Annotated in this window: 20 protein-coding genes and 2 pseudogenes; 13 read left to right on the plus strand and 9 right to left on the minus strand. The window is 62.7% G+C overall.

What is annotated here, in order from left to right:
• Positions 1-90: 90 nt before the first annotated feature.
• Positions 91-309 (minus strand): helix-turn-helix domain-containing protein, encoded by a 219-nt coding sequence (locus Tharo_RS00745; RefSeq protein WP_107219563.1) that lies wholly within the window; start codon positions 307-309, stop codon positions 91-93.
• A 148-nt stretch (positions 310-457) separates the two neighbouring features.
• On the opposite strand from Tharo_RS00745, the gene Tharo_RS00750 reads away from it, so the two are divergent.
• The 5 genes and pseudogenes from Tharo_RS00750 to Tharo_RS00780 all read left to right on the plus strand — a co-directional run bounded on the left by Tharo_RS00750 (position 458) and on the right by Tharo_RS00780 (position 5,122).
• Positions 458-691: a hypothetical protein gene (locus Tharo_RS00750; RefSeq protein ID WP_107219564.1), complete on the plus strand. Its 234-nt coding sequence runs from the start codon at positions 458-460 to the stop codon at positions 689-691.
• Complete coding sequence (locus Tharo_RS00755; protein ID WP_107219565.1) at positions 684-1,961, plus strand: site-specific integrase; 1,278 nt, start codon at positions 684-686, stop codon at positions 1,959-1,961. The genes Tharo_RS00750 and Tharo_RS00755 overlap by 8 nt, the downstream gene beginning before the upstream one ends.
• A complete protein-coding gene (locus Tharo_RS00760; RefSeq protein WP_107219566.1) occupies positions 1,954-2,736 on the plus strand; it encodes an HD domain-containing protein in 783 nt (260 codons plus the stop codon). Before Tharo_RS00755 ends, Tharo_RS00760 begins: the two co-directional genes overlap by 8 nt.
• 47 nt (positions 2,737-2,783) lie before the next feature.
• A pseudogene (locus tag Tharo_RS00770) lies at positions 2,784-3,940 on the plus strand (IS3 family transposase); the annotation flags it as partial.
• Between the two features lie 834 nt (positions 3,941-4,774).
• Positions 4,775-5,122, plus strand: a complete 348-nt coding sequence (locus Tharo_RS00780) for a hypothetical protein (protein ID WP_107219569.1) — start codon at positions 4,775-4,777, stop codon at positions 5,120-5,122.
• On the opposite strand, the gene Tharo_RS00785 is transcribed toward Tharo_RS00780, so the two are convergent.
• A protein-coding gene (locus tag Tharo_RS00785; RefSeq protein ID WP_245881065.1) for an IS3 family transposase occupies positions 5,117-6,528 on the minus strand; the annotation gives its coding sequence in 2 pieces (ribosomal slippage) (positions 5,117-6,180 and positions 6,180-6,528; 1,413 coding nt in all). The two genes, Tharo_RS00780 and Tharo_RS00785, sit on opposite strands and share 6 nt — an antisense overlap.
• Positions 6,529-6,832: 304 nt before the next feature.
• Here Tharo_RS00785 and Tharo_RS18030 point away from each other — a divergent pair.
• Entirely contained in the window at positions 6,833-6,967 is a 135-nt protein-coding gene (locus tag Tharo_RS18030) for a hypothetical protein (protein ID WP_281257412.1), read from the plus strand.
• On the opposite strand, the gene Tharo_RS00795 is transcribed toward Tharo_RS18030, so the two are convergent.
• The 7 genes and pseudogenes from Tharo_RS00795 to Tharo_RS00820 all read right to left on the minus strand — a co-directional run bounded on the left by Tharo_RS00795 (position 6,958) and on the right by Tharo_RS00820 (position 11,381).
• Complete coding sequence (locus Tharo_RS00795) at positions 6,958-7,221, minus strand: hypothetical protein (protein ID WP_107219571.1); 264 nt, start codon at positions 7,219-7,221, stop codon at positions 6,958-6,960. The genes Tharo_RS18030 and Tharo_RS00795 overlap by 10 nt on opposite strands.
• A gap of 185 nt (positions 7,222-7,406) precedes the next feature.
• Positions 7,407-7,964 carry a FecR domain-containing protein gene (locus Tharo_RS17810; RefSeq protein ID WP_245880964.1) on the minus strand — a complete coding sequence of 186 codons (558 nt, stop codon included), beginning with the start codon at positions 7,962-7,964 and terminating at the stop codon, positions 7,407-7,409.
• Positions 7,954-8,442: a DUF4880 domain-containing protein gene (locus Tharo_RS17815; RefSeq protein WP_245880965.1), complete on the minus strand. Its 489-nt coding sequence runs from the start codon at positions 8,440-8,442 to the stop codon at positions 7,954-7,956. Before Tharo_RS17815 ends, Tharo_RS17810 begins: the two co-directional genes overlap by 11 nt.
• 39 nt (positions 8,443-8,481) lie before the next feature.
• Positions 8,482-9,024, minus strand: a complete 543-nt coding sequence (locus Tharo_RS00805; RefSeq protein WP_211309635.1) for a sigma-70 family RNA polymerase sigma factor — start codon at positions 9,022-9,024, stop codon at positions 8,482-8,484.
• A 496-nt stretch (positions 9,025-9,520) separates the two neighbouring features.
• Positions 9,521-9,682: pseudogene (locus Tharo_RS00810) on the minus strand (ATP-binding protein); the annotation flags it as partial.
• A complete protein-coding gene (locus Tharo_RS00815; protein WP_107219573.1) occupies positions 9,679-10,473 on the minus strand; it encodes an IclR family transcriptional regulator in 795 nt (264 codons plus the stop codon). The pseudogene Tharo_RS00810 and the gene Tharo_RS00815, both read right to left, overlap by 4 nt.
• 119 nt (positions 10,474-10,592) lie before the next feature.
• A complete protein-coding gene (locus tag Tharo_RS00820; RefSeq protein ID WP_107219574.1) occupies positions 10,593-11,381 on the minus strand; it encodes an IclR family transcriptional regulator in 789 nt (262 codons plus the stop codon).
• 204 nt (positions 11,382-11,585) lie between these two features.
• Here Tharo_RS00820 and Tharo_RS00825 point away from each other — a divergent pair, with 204 nt between their 5' ends.
• The 7 genes from Tharo_RS00825 to Tharo_RS00855 all read left to right on the plus strand — a co-directional run bounded on the left by Tharo_RS00825 (position 11,586) and on the right by Tharo_RS00855 (position 18,616).
• Entirely contained in the window at positions 11,586-12,428 is an 843-nt protein-coding gene (locus Tharo_RS00825) for a cyclase family protein (protein WP_170110002.1), read from the plus strand.
• 1 nt (position 12,429) lies between these two features.
• The gene (locus Tharo_RS00830) at positions 12,430-12,777 is read left to right on the plus strand and encodes a cupin domain-containing protein (protein WP_107219575.1); all 348 of its coding nucleotides are present in this window, start codon (positions 12,430-12,432) and stop codon (positions 12,775-12,777) included.
• Entirely contained in the window at positions 12,774-13,574 is an 801-nt protein-coding gene (locus Tharo_RS00835; protein WP_107219576.1) for an SDR family NAD(P)-dependent oxidoreductase, read from the plus strand. The genes Tharo_RS00830 and Tharo_RS00835 overlap by 4 nt, the downstream gene beginning before the upstream one ends.
• Positions 13,575-13,577: 3 nt before the next feature.
• Positions 13,578-14,489 (plus strand): 3-hydroxyacyl-CoA dehydrogenase family protein, encoded by a 912-nt coding sequence (locus Tharo_RS00840; protein WP_211309636.1) that lies wholly within the window; start codon positions 13,578-13,580, stop codon positions 14,487-14,489.
• Positions 14,490-14,506: 17 nt separating this feature from the next.
• On the plus strand, positions 14,507-15,505 hold the full coding sequence (gene kce, locus Tharo_RS00845; protein WP_245880966.1) for a 3,5-dioxohexanoate:acetyl-CoA acetone transferase: 999 nt from the start codon (positions 14,507-14,509) through the stop codon (positions 15,503-15,505).
• 18 nt (positions 15,506-15,523) lie between these two features.
• The gene (locus Tharo_RS00850) at positions 15,524-16,681 is read left to right on the plus strand and encodes an MFS transporter (RefSeq protein ID WP_107219578.1); all 1,158 of its coding nucleotides are present in this window, start codon (positions 15,524-15,526) and stop codon (positions 16,679-16,681) included.
• 222 nt (positions 16,682-16,903) lie between these two features.
• Positions 16,904-18,616: a DUF1302 domain-containing protein gene (locus Tharo_RS00855; protein WP_107219579.1), complete on the plus strand. Its 1,713-nt coding sequence runs from the start codon at positions 16,904-16,906 to the stop codon at positions 18,614-18,616.
• Positions 18,617-18,693 lie beyond the last annotated feature (77 nt).

Here is an 18,693-nt window from a genome sequence, read left to right on the forward strand (position 1 = left end):
CCCACGCTGTGCCCATTTCGTGCCCATGCTGTGCCCACACCTTCTGGCTCCCAGCGTAGGAGGCTCCTTTTGCCCCTTGCCTGCCGTGCCTTAACCGACGCTGGATGAGTCCGGGATGTACTCGAACAACTCGCCTGCCGTGCATTTGAACAAGGCACACAAGCGGTCGATGGTTTCGAGGTCAACCCGATTCGCGGTCTCGTTGTAGAGCAAGGTGATCGTGTTGCGGTGCAGGCCGGTTTCACGAGCGACGTCAGCGATTTTCATCTTGTTCTCGCCCATCAGGCGTGAGAGGTGGCAACGGATCATTGTCGTCTCGCAGGGTTAAATATCACACAGAATGGCAAAAGATCCTTGACAAGGGCTCTTTGCATCTTAAAATGTCATTCAGAGTGTCAAGAAGAGCTTCCATAAGTCTTTCTGTCGTTCTGTGTGATTTTAACTGCTGGAGAATGCCATGTCACTGACTTACCTGACTACCGACGAGCTGTCCGGAAAGATCAAGTACGACCCCCGTACGATTCGTGAGCGACTGAAAGACAGTGTGCTCCTTGAAGGAACGCACTACATCCGCCCGTTCGGAGGACGCAAGATCCTCTACATCTGGGAGCACATCGAACGCGATATGGGCTCTACCTCCGAGAGATCTTTCGCGATTCCGATGGCGAATGGAGGTGTCTGCCATGGCTAGCATTCGCGGCAGGCGTGACAACGGGATGCTATTCCTGGATTTCCGTTACCGGGACGTACGTTGTCGCGAACAGACAGCATTGACCGACACCGCAGCCAACCGAAAGCGACTGCAGAAGGTGCTTGACCGCATCGAAGCCGACATCGCCGCCGGCACGTTCGACTACCGCCGCTTCTTCCCCGGAAGCAAGAACGCCGCGAGGTTCGATGTGGTGACGGCGGAAGCGGTGGGCGTTTCTCAGGCAGCCGGCCTTGTAGCGCTGTCGCCAGCACTCAGCGCCCCGACTACGCCGCTCTTCAAGGACTTCGCCAAGACCTGGTACCAGGAAAAAGAGGTCGAGTGGCGACGCTCATACAAGAGCACCGTACTGGCCGTGCTCGATGGCCACCTGATCCTCCGATTCGGGGAGAAGGAGGTCGGCCAGATCACCAAGGCAGACGTACTCGCCTATCGCGCCGAGCTCGGGAAAGCGACCGCGAAAGGCAAGGCCACGAATCTATCCCCTGCAAGGATCAACAAGATGCTGAACCCCTTGAGGCAAATCCTCAACGAAGCGGCCGACCGCTTTGATTTTCGCACGCCCTTCGACAACGTCAAACAGCTCAAGACGAAGCGCACTGACGTCGACCCTTTCACGCTTGTCGAGGTGAAGCAGATCCTCGACACCGTGCGGCCCGACTTCAGGCACTACTTCACGGTGCGCTTTTTTACCGGCATGCGTACCGGCGAAGTCGATGGACTTCAATGGAAGTACGTCGATTTCGACAACCGCCTGATCCTGGTGCGCGAAACCATCGTCGGTGGGGAGGAGGAGTACACCAAGACCGACGGCAGCCAGCGCGACATCCAGATGAGCCAGATCGTCTTCGAAGCTTTGAAGGCGCAGTTTGACGCGACCGGCAAGCTGAGCAAGTTCGTTTTCTGCAACCGGCTCGGTCAGGCGCTCGACCACAAGAACGTCACCAACCGGATGTGGTACCCGTTGCTCCGCCATCTTGGCCTGAAGAAGCGCCGCCCCTACCAGTGCCGCCATACCGCGGCCACCCTGTGGCTTGCCAGCGGCGAAGCCCCGGAGTGGATCGCCCGGCAACTGGGGCACACCACGACCGAGATGCTCTTCCGGGTCTATAGCCGCTACGTCCCGAACCTCACGCGGCGCGATGGCTCGGCCTTCGAGCGGCTCATCACCCAGACCCTGGCCGACAAGGCTCAACCGGTAATGCAGATCCCTACGTGCCCTGCAGATCGCAAGGAGTACAGCCATGAGTGAGCATCATGTCCCCGCCGCTCTGCCGGCGCAGGAGCACCTCATCCAGAAATTGCCGCGAGTCTTACGCATTCAGTCGATTGTCAGGCTACCTTTCAGCGAACGACATACCCTGAACCGCGCGGCGCTGTTCCACGAACGGGCGTCGCTCACGGTCGAATGGATCAGCCGTCAGGTGGATGTGCGACTGGTGGTCGGTGCGCTGGTGGCCATCCGCTGGCAGGGGCGACCGGTGTGTGTGAACGGGGCGATTCGCATCGCGCGAATCGTTCTGCTCGAATACCCCGAGCCCACCGTCAATCTCTTCGAAACGGTGCCCACGGTCTGGGTGGTCGAGCGGGCGTTAATCCGGCGCGCGGCGTTCCTGTGGGAGTGCCTGCCGCGCGGACTGCGCTACCTGTTCAACGCGGTGTTCTGGCAAGGGCGCCGGTTTCATCGCTACCTGACCGGGCCAAGCTCGATCGCCGGTCACCATGCAGAGCGCTACGGCAACCTGCGGCACAGCATCGAAGTCGCAGACCGGGCGCTCGATCTCGCTACCCGGGAGCATCGCGTGCATCTGGGCGTGCTGATCATGGCCGCACTGCTGCACGATGCGGGCAAGGCCGATGAGTACACGCACGGCGTCGGCCGGCTGGAGTTGAGCGATCGGGGCAAGCTCATCGGCCACCGGCTGACCGTGCTTGAATGGGTCGCCGCCGCACGGGAACGCTACCGGGTGATCCTGCCCGAGGCGCACTACCTGGCGCTGGCCCATGCCCTCACCAGCGCAAAGTGAGCTTGCCCCCGAAAAACGGACGCCATGAAGTGCGGCTCTAAGGCTTCATGGAGGAACGTGAGATGAAAACGAGGATACCGAAGCGGGTCTATACGGTGGAATTTCGCGAGGCGGCGGTACGTCAGGTGATGGAGGCTGGACGCAGCGCGAGCGAGGTGGCGTGCAGTCTGGACATTTCGCCGAAGACGCTGGGCAACTGGGTGCGCCGGGCGCGGCGTGGCAAGCCGCTCGCCAGGCGAGCGGCGGCGGCGCCCGTCAATGACGCACAAGCCGAGTTGAGTAGGCTGCGGGCAGAAAACGCGCGACTCAAGCTCGACAACGAGATTCTAAAAAAGGCGGCGGCGTACTTTGCCAGGGAGTCGCGGTGAAGTACGCGTGGATTGAGCAACAGTCGGTGCGCTGGCCGGTGACGCGCATGTGTGTGCTGCTCGAGGTCTCGCGCAGCGGCTTCTACGCGTGGCGGGGTCGCGGGCCATCGGCGCGGGTGCGCCGCGACGAGGAGCTGGTGGTGATGCTGCACGCATGCCATGCACACCATCGGGGCAAGTACGGGCGTCCGCGGCTCACCCGCGATCTGCGCGCTGCGGGCTTTCCGGTCAATCACAAGCGGGTACGCCGGCTGATGCTGCGCGAGGGCTTGCAAGCACGCCGGCGGCGCCGTTTTGTGCGCACGACCGATTCGGGCCACAGCCTGCCGGTAGCGCCGAACCTGCTCGAGCGCGATTTCAGCGCGAGTGCGCCGAATCAGAAATGGGTGACCGACATCACCTACGTCGGCACCGACGAGGGGTGGTTGTACGTCGCGCTGGTGATGGACTTGTTCAGTCGCCGGCTGGTCGGGTGGGCGATGAGCGATCGCATCGACACGCAGCTCACGATGGCGGCGCTGGCCCTAGCGCTGGGCATGCGACGGCCGCCCGCCGGCCTGCTGCACCACTCCGATCGCGGCAGCCAGTACTGCGCGCACGACTATCGCGAGGTACTCGATGCTCAAGGCATCACGGTGTCGATGAGCCGGCGCGCGAACTGCTACGACAACTCACCGATGGAGTCGGCCAACGGCACGCTCAAGGTCGAACGGGTCTATGACGAACACTACGCCACACGCCAACAGGCGATCGACGATCTAACCCAGTACATCGGCTACTACAACACCGAACGTCGGCACAGCGCACTTGATTACGACAGTCCGGTCCAATTCGAAAGGAGGTGGGCAATGCAGCAACCGAACACTCAACCGGACAGCATCGCAAGTTATCCACCGCCGCGCGCTCTGCCTGCGTATGAGGCGCCGCAGGCGCGCGCCCGTGGATAACTTGCTGCCGCAGTGCCCTTGATGGCGTCCATCAAACGGGGACAGGGTCAAAGGGGGCCCCCGCCTGGCTGGGGTTGCGAGAGCCACAGAGCCTCGAAGCGATCCTCCTGAGTGCTGCCGACCGCATCTCCGGGCAGAGCAACCTGATGGCGCGCCATGCGCCGCGGCAGGAAGGGTTCGGGCGCTACCACCCGCATCTCGGTGGTCGGCCCTACATGCTGTCCCCGGGTACCTGATTACGGTGGGATGCGCGCTGGGACGAACCAACCGTCGCCTCTTGAACTCGCGTGGGAGTGCGCTACAGTCGGTTCCACAGGCGGGCTGCCCCCCTTGCTTCTTACCCCCTGAGCAACACCAGCCGGCTTCGGCTGGACGATGCCGCTCGGGGCTGCCGTGTCATGGCGCAACACGGCGTACCAGTTGAGGCGCTCGACGAGGAGGGGCTGTGCTGAATCCGTGCCCGGTTTCACTTCGCGCCGGATACGACCCGTTCCGGCACGATCCGGATCGATACCCCCAGGGGACAAACCGACATCGACATGCCGGTGAGAGAAGTGGTGAGCAAGGCGACCTACTGAAGATGCTCCCGCTGACTCCGGGCGGGATCATCGATTGCGAACTCGCGGCAAGCGAAGTGCCAGGCAAGCATACCGATTGAGGGATGAGCGTCCGGCGGCTCAGTAGGGGGCCGAGAGTTCACAGACAACCAAATCCGAGGAAATCATGACCGAACAGCAGTCGAATAACGAACCACACCGGTCTTTGGCTTACCGAATCTTCCCTCTCGCATTCATGGGGTCGCTAGCGGTCGCCGTGCTGGCTGCTTGGTATGCTATGCAGCCTGTCGATGGCCAGCTGATCCTGGTCGACACGGCCTGCAAAATGATCGAGTACCACGGAGGGAAGGTCGAGCGCATAGAGGGGACGAGTTACTGCGTCATGCGCACCAGGTTTCGCGCGCCGGAGCGCGGCGGAATGGCTCAAGTGAGGGTTGAAACCGAAAGCGGTGCATTCAAGGTCGAACTGGCGGCGCGGAACGTGTCAATGACTTTGCGTCACCGTGCTTCATGAATTTACTGGGGAAGCCAGGGTGTTCGGGTCGTCGTTTGTCTCCGTTGCGGGTGGGTTGATCCAGACGGCGCTGGGCAGCGCGGGGGGCTCAGGGCGGCGCCCCTTGAAACGTTTCGGGTTGGCGAGGAAGGCTGCATCGAGAGTGTCCTGACGGAGCAGATGCGCGGCATACGCCTGGCCGTAATGGACGCTGCTCGGCGTCATGTAGCCGATGCCCGAGTGCCGGTGCTCGGTGTTGTACCAGGTGAAGAAGGTCTGGCAGTGGGCACGGGCGTCGGCGAGGCTGCCGAAGCGTGCGGGGAAGTCTGGACGGTACTTCATCGTCTTGAATTGCGATTCCGAGTAGGGGTTGTCGTCCGAGACGTGCGGGCGGCTATGGCTCTTGGTGATATCCAGATCGACCAGCAAGGCGGCCACGGGCTTGGAGCGCATGCTGGCCCCGCGATCGGCATGCAGCGTGAGGGTGCCGGGCGCGATGTCGTGGCGGGACACGGTCTCGGCGATCAACTGTTCGGCCAGCTCGCCACTTTCACGCTCGGCAATCAGCCAGCCCACGACGTGGCGGCTGAAGATATCGAGGATCACGTAAAGGTGGAAGCAGGTCCATTTGGCCGGCCCCTTGAGCTTGGTGATGTCCCAGGACCAGACCTGATTGGGCGCGGTGGCCAGCAATTCCGGCTTGGCATAGGCCGGATGGGTGAGCTGACGCCGGCGTTCGCGCGTGGCGCCGTTGGCGGCGAGCGCCCGGTACATGGTGCGCACCGAGCCCAGATAGCGCCCCTCGTCGAGCAGCGTGGCATGGATGGCCGCCGGCGCCGTGTCGCAAAAGCGCTCGCTGTTGAGTACCTCGAGCAGTTCCTTGCGCTCGAGGGGGGCGAGCGCCAGCGGCGGACGGGGGCGTGCCGTGCGGCGGGGGTGCGGTCCATGCAGGGCTTCGCGGTGGGCCCGTGCGCGCGCCCGGGCCGGCGCACCGCGCCAGAGGCCCACGGCCCGGCAGGCGGCGGCCATGCCAAGGGCCGGGGCAAGTTCTTCGGCGCCGCGCATCATGACTTGTCGTGCGTGTCGTCGATCGGACTGCCCAGCAAGGCAGCAACTTTTTTTTGGACCTCGATGATCAGGTGCGCCTTGTCGAGCTGGCTCTTGAGGCGTTCGTTCTCGCGCATCAGCTGCGCGATCTGGCGCGCTTCGGCGGCGGCGGGATCCGGCTTGGGGCCCCGCTTTTGCGGTGCCAGTGCAGCCAGTTCGGCGGCCTCGCGCTGGCGCCGCCAAGTGCTCAGGCTCGATGAGTAGACGCCCTCGCGGCGCAACAGCGCGCCGATCTCGCCGGGCTGGGTGCAACGGTCAGCCGCGTCGAGGATCCGCCGCTTGTCGGCGTTGGAGAACTGCCGGCGTCGGGCGCGCGGCACGACCTCGGTGTTGGCACCGGGCTGCGCGGTCGGCGCCGCCGATCCGCTCGTCTCTTCAGTCGCCCTACGGGCGCCTTCCGAGACGAGCGGATCGGCAGAGGTCTTCAGAATGTGCATCGATGCCGTGGGTTGAGTGGTGGTCGTCATGCCTACCTCGTTGCTCACTAAATGGTCAGGGGTAGGTGACGCAGGTCATATTGGCACAGGGGGGCGTCTCAGATCGTGAGTCTGGCCATCAGATGATTGCGGCCCGCTTCGACACCAGGGTCTCTGCACTCGAATGACATGCAACGCATCCGCTACCATGCAAAAAGTCGTTCGTCCTCAACCTGATCTGCGCGACACCACCGACCCGGTCAAGACCAGCCTGCGCCTGAAGCGCAAGCGCGTGGCCTGGGATGGCGACATCAGAAAGAAAATGCTGTGGATTCATTCGTGATGACTTCCGAGTGCGATAGCCCAGGCCAGCCCTGCGCGCTGCCGGAAGCGGCCAAGCTTCAAGTCGCCGGCCATGGCATCGATCTTGGCGCGCAGGCTGTCGCGCCGCTTTTCCAGGATCTGTGGGTGATAGAGTTTGACCACCGCCCCGGGAAAGCGCGGCACCCCGTAGACAACGGCTTCGCAGCCCTGGGCGAACGGAGTGTCTGACAGGCTGACGGATTCTCTTGTGGGGCTGCGAACGGTGAGGCTCATGGTCTACTCTCCTGTGAGGTGTGGGGGATTGCAGGCTTCAGAACAGGTCACAAAACCAGTCGAAGGCTTCCGAGGCGACATAGCCCACGCTAATGGCCACGGCGAGTGGCGCCCCCACCGTGGCACCGCTGACGCCGCCCTTGTGAGCACGGTCACCCACCACGATGGGAAACAGGGTGTTTTTGTCAGCGGCCGGTGGCGGCCTGACCCTTGGGCTCGATGCTGATCCACCACGGCAGCGGGCGGCGTACCTGGATGGGCATGACGGTTGCCAGCATGGCCAGCGCCTGCGCGGGGTCGTTGGCCGGGTAGCTGCCAAACACACGCAGCGCGGCCAGCTCGGGGGCGAGGCCCAGGTGGCCTGGGTGATGCCGGCGCAGTTCCGCTACCACCTCGGCCAGCGGGATGTTTTGGGCGATGAGCACGCCACGGGTCCAGGCCTCGCGGGCGGGGTCGGCCGGCCCAGTGGCGGAGATGCCGTCGACGGTAAAGCGCACCTGCTCCCCGGCCCCGACGATGGTGGTGGCACCAGTGCGGGGTTGCACCTCCACTGCTTCCTCATGCACGGTGAGGGTGGTTTGCGCATCGTCCTCCAGGCGCACGGTAAAGCGCGTGCCGAGTGCACGCAGCCTGCCCTGGGCCGTCTCGATATGGAAGGGGCGTTGCAGTGGGTCGCTGCCGGTGTGAATGAGGATTTCGCCGCGCACCAGATGCAGCAGTTCCCCAGTAAATTCATGAAGCACGGTGACGCAAAGTCATTGACACGTTCCGGGTGTTGAGCCAGACACGGGTGCCGTCGGCTAAGGTGATCTCGCGCACCTCGCCGGTGCCGGTGCGGTAGTCGGCCGTCCACGCCAGGGTGATGCCGGGTAGCGCAGTGTGGCGCCAGGTGGCCCAGCCGAGCAGGCCCGTACCGGCCAGCGTGGCGATGCCCACCAGCACCTGCCGGCGCTGCCCCCGGGTGTTGCTGGCCTGCTGGTAGGCACAGGCCGCGAGGCGCGGCTCGGGGCTGGACTTGATGGGTGAGAGGCGGCGGCTGAGGTTTTCGACGTAGCTCCAGGCCTGGCGGTGCTCGTCGGATGCAGAGAGCCAGTTTTCCCAGCGGCAGCGGTCGGTGGCGGTGGCCTCGCCCGAGAGCAGCAGGGCAAACCATTCGGCGGCTTGCTCCAGCACCTGGTGAGAGGGGCCGGGCGGAACCGGCTTGAGGGGGACGGTGGTCACGGTGGAGGGCACGATGGGGCCAGGGCGCAGACCGTGTCGTCAGGCAACGACGGGAACGGGTGCCGCATCGCACGGCGCGAATCCGCCCTGGGGCAGCGCTTCCATTGCCTGCGATGCTTCGAGGCGCAGGCAGTGCAGCGTGGCCTTGGCCACATACTTGGCCACCATGCGCACCGAGACGCCCAGTTCCTGGGCGACTTCCCTGTACGTCATGCCGCAGGCCACGGTCATCACGAAGGCCTGGGCGGCCCTGGACGGCAGGCTGCGCAGCAGGGTGTCGATCTCGTAGAGGGTTTCGAGCACGATGGACTGGTGCTCGGCCGAGGGCGCCACGGCCTCGGGCTGGGCGGCGAGCGTGTCGAGCCAGGCCTGTTCGATGCTGCGGCGGCGCCAGAGATCGACGCATAGGCCGTTGGCCATGCTGCGCAGGTAGCCGCGGGCCTCCGGCGCGCTGTCGAAGCGACACGGTCTGTCGATCAAACGGATGAAAGCGTCGTGGGCGAGGTCTGCTGCGTCGGCGGCGTTGCCCAAACGGCGGCGGAGCCACGCCTGTAGCCAGGCATGGTGGTCGGTGTAGAGCATTGCGATGGTAGGAGAGGAAGCAGAGTCCGTTGCGTTCACAGCCAGCCCTCAATCTGCACGATGGCCGAAGTCACTACATGCAGGTAAAAATATTAATGTGAATCATTCTCAATGATCCACGATTCTGCCTGCTGAGGCAACGGTGATGGAACCCCCTGGATTTGCCTGGACTATCACCAGCCAGTGGTGGCCGTAGGCTGCGCGGTGGTGGTTGAAATAGCGCGTGTGACCGGGGAGTTGCCGCCCGGATGCACTCGCTCGCTTTCCCACGGCCGAAGGGGTGGAGGCATCTACGTGTTGACGCGCACTGAAAACTACCCAGTTTTCGCGGGTGTCGGCGCGCGTCTAAAAGTACCCAGCGGTGCGCGTTGAATTTTACCCGGGGAATTTAGCCGAATGTCATTTTTGCGGCTATCGGCCAGTGTAGCGCACGCCTCCGACCAAACTCTCGTCCTTTTGATATGCGAGTGGTTCGCAGTGGCGTGCGGCACCTCGCTCAGAATGGCTCCGTTTCCGAGATTGCCCCGCGCCGGCTCTGCTCGCGCGCCTTGATGCATGACATGGCCGTCGCGGCGCTCGCCCGGAAGCGGTACGACTGGTTGCCGGTCTCGACGATGTGACAGTGATGCGTCAGCCGGTCGAGCAGCGCGGTGGTCAGCAGCCGAGTGCAGTTTCGATCAGCCGGCAATATTCAAGCACGGCTTCGCCGAGCCTCTGTTCATTGCCATAGAAGCGCACACTCGGGACGGGGACGGATAGGGCCAGCAGGCGACCGCCCGGGTCCCGGATGGCAGCGCCGATAGCGCAGATTCCTTCCGTCTGCTCTTCCCTGTCCAGGGCTAGACCGGTCTTTCGAACCTGCTCGAGTTCCTCTGCCAGTTTCTCGCGTGAAGTGATGGTGTTGCGTGTGGCTGCGTGCAGCCTGCCCTTCAGGACCGCATTGAGTTCATCTGCGCCGAGCCGGGCCAGAACGGCCTTGCCGTTGGCGCAGCAATGGGGCGGGAACGTGACCCCTGTTGCGGATACTGCCTGCAGCCGGTGAGACCGCGAGACGGCTTGATCGATGAATACCATCACGTGGCGATCGAGCATCGATAGATCGACGGTTTCATTGAGGGCTTCTGACAGGCGTTGCAGATAAGGGCGGACGATGTGGTCGAGTTCGGCCTTCGCGGCTGAGCCAAGGGTGACGAGTCCGGGGCCGAGCCGGACCCCTTTTTCGGGGGAGGCCGCGATGACGAACTTTTCGGTCTCCAGGGCGCTGACGATACGCTGCACCGTCGAGCGCGGCAGACCGACTTCCTTGGCGATGGCACCCAGGCTGAGACCTTCCGTCCGGCCTTCCAGCGCACGCAGGACAGCTGCAGCGCGGGAAATGACTTGGATGCCGGAACGCTCTTCAGCCGCGCTTCCGCTGCCGGGGATTTTTTCTTCGTAATCGGTCTTCATGGAGGTGTCCTGCGTCGACGCAACAGGATCGTATGCTATCCGATCGACGGCCGAGCCAGAAGGATGCTCCAGACGGAAGAAATCGACATGCGGGAAGCGAGCTGCGCCTGACGGTGCCTTTATCGTTCCAGCATCTGACGGATGCTTTCCCGCTGGCGTTGCAAGAGCGAGACCAGGGCTTCCTCCTTTGCGGCAAAGCGCTGGCTGGGAACGGGAATTGAAATGGCCGCCAGTTCTCCTGCAGGCGTACGGAAGGCAATAGCCGCCGCACATATACCAATCGAGTTTTCTTCGTGGTCGAGCGCCACGCCGGCCGCCCGGATCCGGGCGATGTCCCGCTCCAGTTCCTCCCACGTCCTGATGGTATGGGGGGTATGGGGAACGAGTGCCATGTATTTCCTCAACCGGGCCAGTTCGGCCTTGTCCATGGCCGCCAGCGCCGCCTTGCCGTTGGCCGAGCAATGCAGTGGGAATGAAACGCCGACTGCGGAGACGGCACTCAGGCGATACCTTCCCGTCACCTGATCGACGAATACCACCTTGTCCTGGTCGATGACGGCTAGGTCGACGCTCTCCCCCGTTTCCCTGGTCAGCGCTTCGAGTGTCGGTCGCATGAGATCGGCCACTTCGAAATGCGTGGCTGCAGCCAGCGGCAGCAAGGCGGGACCGAGCCTGACCCCGTGCGCGGCCGATGAGGCGATGAGCAGGTTTTCCCGGTCGAGCGCATCGACGATGCGTTGCACCGTCGAACGGGGTAGCGCGACGAGCTTCGCTATTTCACCCAGCGACAGGCCTTTTGGATGCTTTTCGAGTGCCCGCAGGATCGTTGCGGCACGCGAGATGACCTGAATGCTGCGGCGTTCCGATGCAACTTCACCTGGCGCTGCAGGGAAGGCGGTTTTTTCCATATTGGATATCCATAGACTGTATACTGCACCGCAATGCAATACTGATGCACCGCAATGCAGATAAATAAAGCGGACAAATGGTTGACAAAGCTTTCTCTATCTCCATAATGCGGTGCAAGGATACCGCATGGCGATACATGAAGCAATTCAGCAAAAAGCATCGCTGCATGGATCCGACCCTAACTGGATCAAGGAGACAAGCACATGTCCGTCACCGTCCGTGGCATCGAGTTCGAGGAAAACCTGAAGAACAGCATGGGGCTGGAGTTCTACGACCTGAGCCATCCGTGGGGGCTTGGGCAACCCTGCTGGCCGTATTTCGAGGACGTGAAGATCGAACGCCTGCACACGATGGCCAAGTCCGGCGTACTCACCCAGCGCATCACCAACACGATGCACTCGGGCACGCACATGGATGCCCCTGCGCACGTCGTGTGCGATACGCCCTTCATGGATGAGATTCCGCTTCCCCATTTCTTCGGCACGGGTGTGGTGGTGTCGATTCCGAAGGGAAAATGGGGAGTGATTACGGCCGATGATCTTGAAAAGGCGACCCCGCAGATTCGCGAGGGCGACATCGTCATCGTCAATACCGGCTGGCACAAATACTACGGCGACAATCCGACCTACTACGGTTATTCACCGGGCTTTTACAAGGAAGCAGGGGAGTGGTTTGCCGCGAAGAAGGTCAAGATGGTCGGTACCGACACCCAGGCCCTGGACCATCCACTGGCGACCGCGATGGGGCCGCACGGCCCCGCCTATCCGCACGGCTTGCTGCCGCAAGTGTGCGCCGAATACAAGCGCGAAACCGGACGCGATGTTCAGGAGGACTTCCCGGAGTGGGAGCCGTGCCACCGCGCGGTGCTATCGGCCGGGATCTGCGGGATCGAGAATGTCGGCGGCGATATCGACCGCGTGACCGGCAAGCGCTGCACCTTTGTCGCCATGCCGTTGCGGTGGACGAAGGGGGACGGCTGCATGATTCGCCTTGTCGCGATTGTTGATCCAACAGGGGACTACCGCATCGAAACGGGGCGGGGCTGACATGCGGATCAAGCGAATCGGGGATGCTGCGCCCTATTCGGCCCCCAACCATCACGACGTGGGGTCGCTGCGCCTGCAGGGATTCGAAGAAGGTGGCCCGCAGAAATTCTGGGTGGGTTTGTCCCATTACCTGCCCGGTGGGGGCGCGGGCCCCGACTCGTCGCCTCTGGAGAAGGTCTATGTGGTGCTGAGCGGAGAAATCGCCCTGCATTGCAAGGGTGAGACGGCCGTGCTCGGGCCGATGGACAGCTGCTGCATCGGGCCCGGCGAAATCCGTGAAGTGAAGAATATAAGCAATGCCGTCGCCAGCATTCTGGTGGTGATGCCTTATCCGGAGAACGCGACATGAGCGATTATCTGCGCAATCCGGCCCGCCTTTTCGAGATCGGGGGCAAGGTGGCGATCGTCACCGGTGCATCGGGCGCCTTTGGCGCGCTTGCCGCGCGGGTGCTGGCTGCGGCAGGCGCACGGATGGTACTTGCCGCGGGCAAGGCCGAGGACCTCGAGCGCACCGCGCTTCAGTGCCGTGAGGTCGGGGCGGAAGTGGCCACGATCTGTCGCCGTCCCAATACCGAGGCCGACTGTGAGGCCATCACCCAGTTGGCGGTAGATCGTTTCGGCGGGGTGGATATTCTGGTCGTGGGCTCGGGCCTGAACGACCCTTGCCCGATCGTCGACATGTCGCTGGCGCGTTTCGAGAACGTTATGGCTGGCAACGTCACCGGTGCGTGGCTGCTGTGTCGTTCCTTTGGCCGGCGAGCGATCGAGCAGGGGCGGGGCGGCAAAATCATTCTGATGTCTTCGGCGCGCGGCAAGCTCGGGCATCCGGCAGGGTATTCCGCTTATTGCGCATCGAAGGCTGCGACCGACGGGCTGACGCGCGCGCTGGGCTGCGAATGGGGAAAGTACGGCATTACCGTCAATGCGATTGCGCCCACCGTCTTCCGCTCCGCCCTCACCGCCTGGATGTTCGAAGATACGGAAAGAGGCAACGCGACCCGCGAGGGAATGCTGGCGCGCATCCCGCTCGGCCGCCTCGGTGAGCCGGAAGACCTTGCCGGCCCCTTGTTGTTCCTGGCCTCGCGGGCGTCGGACTTCCATACCGGGCACACCATTTATGCCGATGGCGGCTATACGGCGGGCTGACCGATGATGGGAAAAGTGCATGTAGCCATCATCGGTGCCGGTCTCATGGGGCACGGTATCGCCCAGGTCTTCGCGGTCCATGGCCATGCTGTCCGGATTCACGATGCTTCCGCTCAGGCATTGGCCGGTGTGCATCGGCGAGTCCGCGACAACCTGGTCGATCTCGGTCAGGACCCGTCTGCGGCAGCAGGGATCGAGCTATGTGCTGTGCTTGCCGACGCCGTATGCGACGCCGACGTCGTATTCGAAGCGGGGCCGGAGAACCTGCAACTCAAGCAGCAGCTGTTCGCCGAAATCGAGACATTCGCACCGCGCACGGCCCTGCTCGCGAGCAACACCTCGGTGATTCCGATCAGTCGCATCATGGGCGGTCTTCGTCACCGGGATCGCGCGCTCGGGACGCACTGGTGGAATCCCCCCTATCTCGTTCCATTGGTCGAAGTGATCCAGACCGCCGACACCAGTGCCGAGAGCATGCAGCGGATGACCGAACTGCTCGCGGCCGCGGGCAAGACGCCGGTCACGGTGCGCAAAGACGTGCCCGGTTTCGTCGGCAACCGCCTCCAGCATGCCTTGTGGCGCGAAGCCATCGCACTGGTGCAGAGCGGTGTCTGTGATGCGGAAACGGTCGATACCGTGGTCAAGTCCAGCTTCGGTCGCCGTCTGGCCGTACTGGGTCCGCTGGAAAACGCCGATCTGGTCGGCACCGACCTGACGCTCGCGATCCACGACACTGTGCTGCCCGATCTGGATCGCAGTGCCGAAGCGCAGCCCTACCTCCGCGAACTGGTCTCTAGCGGCCGGCTGGGGATGAAGAGCGGGGAAGGGTTCCGGCGCTGGTCCGCGGAAGATCAGGCCAGCCTACGGCAACGGGTGCTGGCGCATCTGAAAGTGCTCAACGAGCAACACCAATAAGCGGCGCACGCCGCACCATGGACGAGGATGCGGGCACTTGCCCGCATCCGAGTGTCGAGTGTTTCAACGGAGGCAGATACATGGCCAAGCGGTCCAGCAAGGTGATCATCACCTGCGCCGTCACGGGGGCGATCCATACCCCCACTCAGTCCGGGGCTCTGCCCTACAAGCCGGAGGACATCGCCCGCCAGGCGATCGATGCCGCCAATGCCGGCGCCGCCATTCTTCATCTTCATGCACGTGACCCGCAGACCGGTGCGCCGACCGGAAATCCGGAGGTGTTCGCCCAGTTCCTGCCCCTCATCCACGAGGCCACCGACGCGGTGATCAACCTGACCACCGGCGGCAGTCCGGAGATGACGGTAGAGCAGCGCCTCGCCGCGGCCTTGCGCTTCAAGCCCGAGATGTGCTCGCTCAACGTGGGTTCGATGAATTTCGCCTTTCATCCGATGGGCGCCAAGGTCGAACAATGGCAATTCCCGTGGGAAAAGCAGTACGTCGCCAACAGCGAAGGGTTCATCTTCCGCAACACGTTCGCCGACGTTGCGCGCATCTATTCCCTGATGTCGGATTACGGCACTCGCTACGAGCATGAGTGCTACGACATCGGACATCTCTATAACCTCGCCTATTTCCTCGACCGTGGCCTGGTCAAGCCGCCGCTGTTCATCCAGAGCGTGATCGGCATCCTCGGCGGCATCGGTGCCGATCCGGACAACGTGCTGTTCATGCGTCGCACCGCCGACCGCCTGTTTGGGGACGACTACGTTTGGTCGGTGCTGGCCGCCGGCCGCCACCAGATGCCACTCACCACGCAGGCGGCCATGCTGGGGGGCAACGTGCGCGTAGGGCTGGAGGATTCGCTCTTCATCGGCCGGGGCAAGTTGGCCTCGAGCAATGCGGAACAAGTCGCGAAAATCCGCCACATCCTGGAAGAGCTGGGGCTCGAGATCGCCACCCCTGCCGAGGCGCGGGAACGGTTGGCGCTGAAAGGCAAGGATTTGGTCAATCTTTAGCATCGGTCGGGAGGCAGCATGGGTGAGAGCACAGGCTGGAAAGGACGGGGTGCGCTTTTGGTTGCGCACTGCGCCGGCATGGTGGATCTGGTGGCGTTGCCCGTCTGGGTCGGCAGCCTCATTGCTTGGTATGGGCTGGATCCTCTGCGTGGGGGGGCTCTTCCGACTTTTTTCCTGGCTAGCGTGGTCGTCAGCAGCTTGTTTTTTGCCCCGCGGTTCAATCGAATTTCGGGGAAGGTGGCCGCTCCTGCTGGATTTGCCATCGCAGCGCTTGCCTTCTTCGGTATTTATGCCGGCGCTGATGATTACGTCATGATGGCCGGGCTGCATGCACTGGCCGGTGTCGCCGTCGGTTGCAGCCTGACGTTCACACATGGAACGATCGGCCGCAGCTACCGACCGCACCGCATATTCGCCTTCGCCGGCATGGCGCTCAGCATCTTCGCCATTGTCTTCCTGGGCAGTATGCCCAAGCTGCTCTCCGTTCATGGTGGCCCGATGTTGTTCGCCGTTTTGGCCGGGATCATGGCCGTGGCGAGCATCGTCACCATGCTCACCTTCCCCCTGCCGGAAAGGACTACCGAGGATGCGACGGCGGGCTTCAGTCGGCTTGATCCCGCGGTGTGGGCGGTCATCGTCGGGATCAGCTGCATGTCGCTCATCCAGGCCATGATGTTCAGCTTTCTGGAGCGAATCGGCAGTGACCGCGGCTTCGGCCTGGAGGCGGTGGCCGGCGTACTGTTCACGATCGGTATCGTCAACTTGCTTCCTGCTCCGCTGGCAGCATGGCTCGAACGTCGCCTGCCGGCGCGAAGGGTGGTGCTTGCCGGGCCGGTGACACAGGCTGCAATCGTGCTCGTCATCAGCCAGAGCCTGACTTTCGTGCCTTACGCGATTGCCGCGTCGATTTTTGCAGCGGTGATCATCTTCACCCATACCTACGCGTTCGGCCTGCTGTCCCGGCTCGACTCCAGCGGTCGTGCTGCCGCGGCAACCCCTGCAATGATGATGATGGGGGCCGCGATTGGGCCTGTACTGGGCGGGGCGCTGGTGAAAGCGTTCGGGTATTCCAGCCTCGGTTATGCCGCAGTGGTGATCGCAGTGCTCTCGTTTTTCTGTTTTTCGAGAGTGCCGCAGGCGGCCGTGAAGCTGGAGGCTCTCGCCTCATCGGCTTAGTCGTGCGCCGATCGGTAATCAGAGGCCAGCAACGAAAAGAAGGACAAGCTGACCCGGTCGACTGCACCGGTAGAAGCGTTCATGCGTGATCGAAACATGGAAATTGTTCCAGCGCCTGAGGAGGGTGCAACCGGCTGCGAGATGCCGCAATCCGGGCAGTAGGCGTCCGTGCCGGGATGTCGTCAATGGCGTCATATCCACCACGAAGCTACGAAGGAGACGATGATGAGGGTAGAAAAAAAGGATTCGTACCGCCCCTGGCGCCCAAGGCTGCGCCTTGTCGCAGTTGTGCTATGGGCCGGCGGATGGGGGGGCTCAGGAGGCGCATATGCGCTGAATCTGGACACGGGCAACCCGGATCTTCAGGTTCGGTTCGACAATACCGTCAAATTGAGCACGGTCTATCGAACCGAAAGTGCGGATGCGAAGCTGGTCGATCCGTATCGACTATTGGTGCCGGGAGTCCCCGCGTCGGCATTTCCGCAGGCGCTGAACTTCAACGCCGGCGATGACAATTTCCGCAAGCGCGGGTTCGCATCGGCCCGGGTCGATCTTCTGAGTGAGCTTGACGTGGTCTACCAGCGTCAGTTCGGGCTGCGGATATCCGGGGCTGCCTGGTATGACGATTACTATCACCGCGCGAGCGATGCGCTGGGGCCGGTCAATGGCCAGAATCCGCTCGACGAGTTTCCCGACCGTACTCAGCGACTGAGTGGCGGTGATGGTGAGGTGCTCGACGCGTTCGTGTTCGGAGGTTGGGACATCGCCGGAAAACGGCTGAATGTCCGACTTGGACAGCATGCACTGCAGTATGGAGAAAGCCTGTTTTTTGGCGATAACGGCATAGCCCGGGCACAGGGGCCGATCGACATCAACAAGTTGCTGTCCTCGCCGAACGCGCAGTTCAAGGAAATCATCCGTCCGGTTCCGCAGCTATCGGCACAACTGCAGCTATCACCGAATGTTGCGCTGGGCGGCTACGTCCAGTTCGGCTGGGAGGAAGACCGCCTGCCGCCGGCGGGAAGCTATTTCTCGACTGCGAACATTCCTTGGGGCTCTAGTCAGCCGGAATCGGTGGGCATTCCCGCAGGGCCGATTGCCGGAAATTATGTTCTGCATTCTGGCAAGAACAAGGAGGCGAGCGATTCCGGGCAGTTCGGCCTGCAACTGAAATGGCGTGTGGGTGAAACCGACCTCGGATTCTACTTTGCCCGCTACCACGACAAGGGGGGGCAACTCTACGGCGACCTGAACGTGTCCAATCCTGCCGATAGCCGCTGGTACTACGTTTTCCCCGAAGCGATCAAAACGGCTGGGGTGAGCGTCTCGCATACCTTTGGTGAGGTCAACTTCGCGCTCGAGGCTTCGGTTCGCAAGGACATGCCGCTGCGCAGCACGAACATGCTGTATCCGTCTGCGTTTTCTGCCGCACCCCGCTACGCTACTGGCCGGACCGCACATGTGAATCTGTCCTGGCTGGCCTCATTCGGACCGAACTTCATCGCCAACGAATCGAGCTTGGTGGGTGAGCTGGCATGGAATCGGGTTCTCAAAACCGACGATCCGGATCATCAGCTTGACCATGGCGTCACCCGCAGTGCGACTGCGGTACAGTTCATCTACACGCCGACGTACCGTCAGGCGTTGACCGGGCTGGACCTGAATATTCCGGTCGGGGTGCGCTATACGCTGGACGGACATTCGGCGATCACGCCGTGGAATGCGCGTGACAGCGGTGCGGCCACGATCGGGATCGAAGGTAACTACCTGAGTGTGTGGCAGTTCAGCGTTATCTATACCCACTATCTGGGCAAGGCCGTGCCGTTCGTCGATTATTCCGGCTTGCTCACGCCGGGCGGGCATGCCGAATATGGTGACGGAAATCCGCTGGCCGATCGTAATCACATCGCGATTTCACTGCGGCGGACGTTCTGATCCGGTACCGGATCGTCCATTCGAAAAAGTAAAGAGGAGACTGTTTCATGACCCGATATCTGTTCCTGACAGCTGCG

The sequence above is a fragment of the Thauera aromatica K172 genome (genome assembly GCF_003030465.1).
GTDB lineage: Bacteria > Pseudomonadota > Gammaproteobacteria > Burkholderiales > Rhodocyclaceae > Thauera > Thauera aromatica.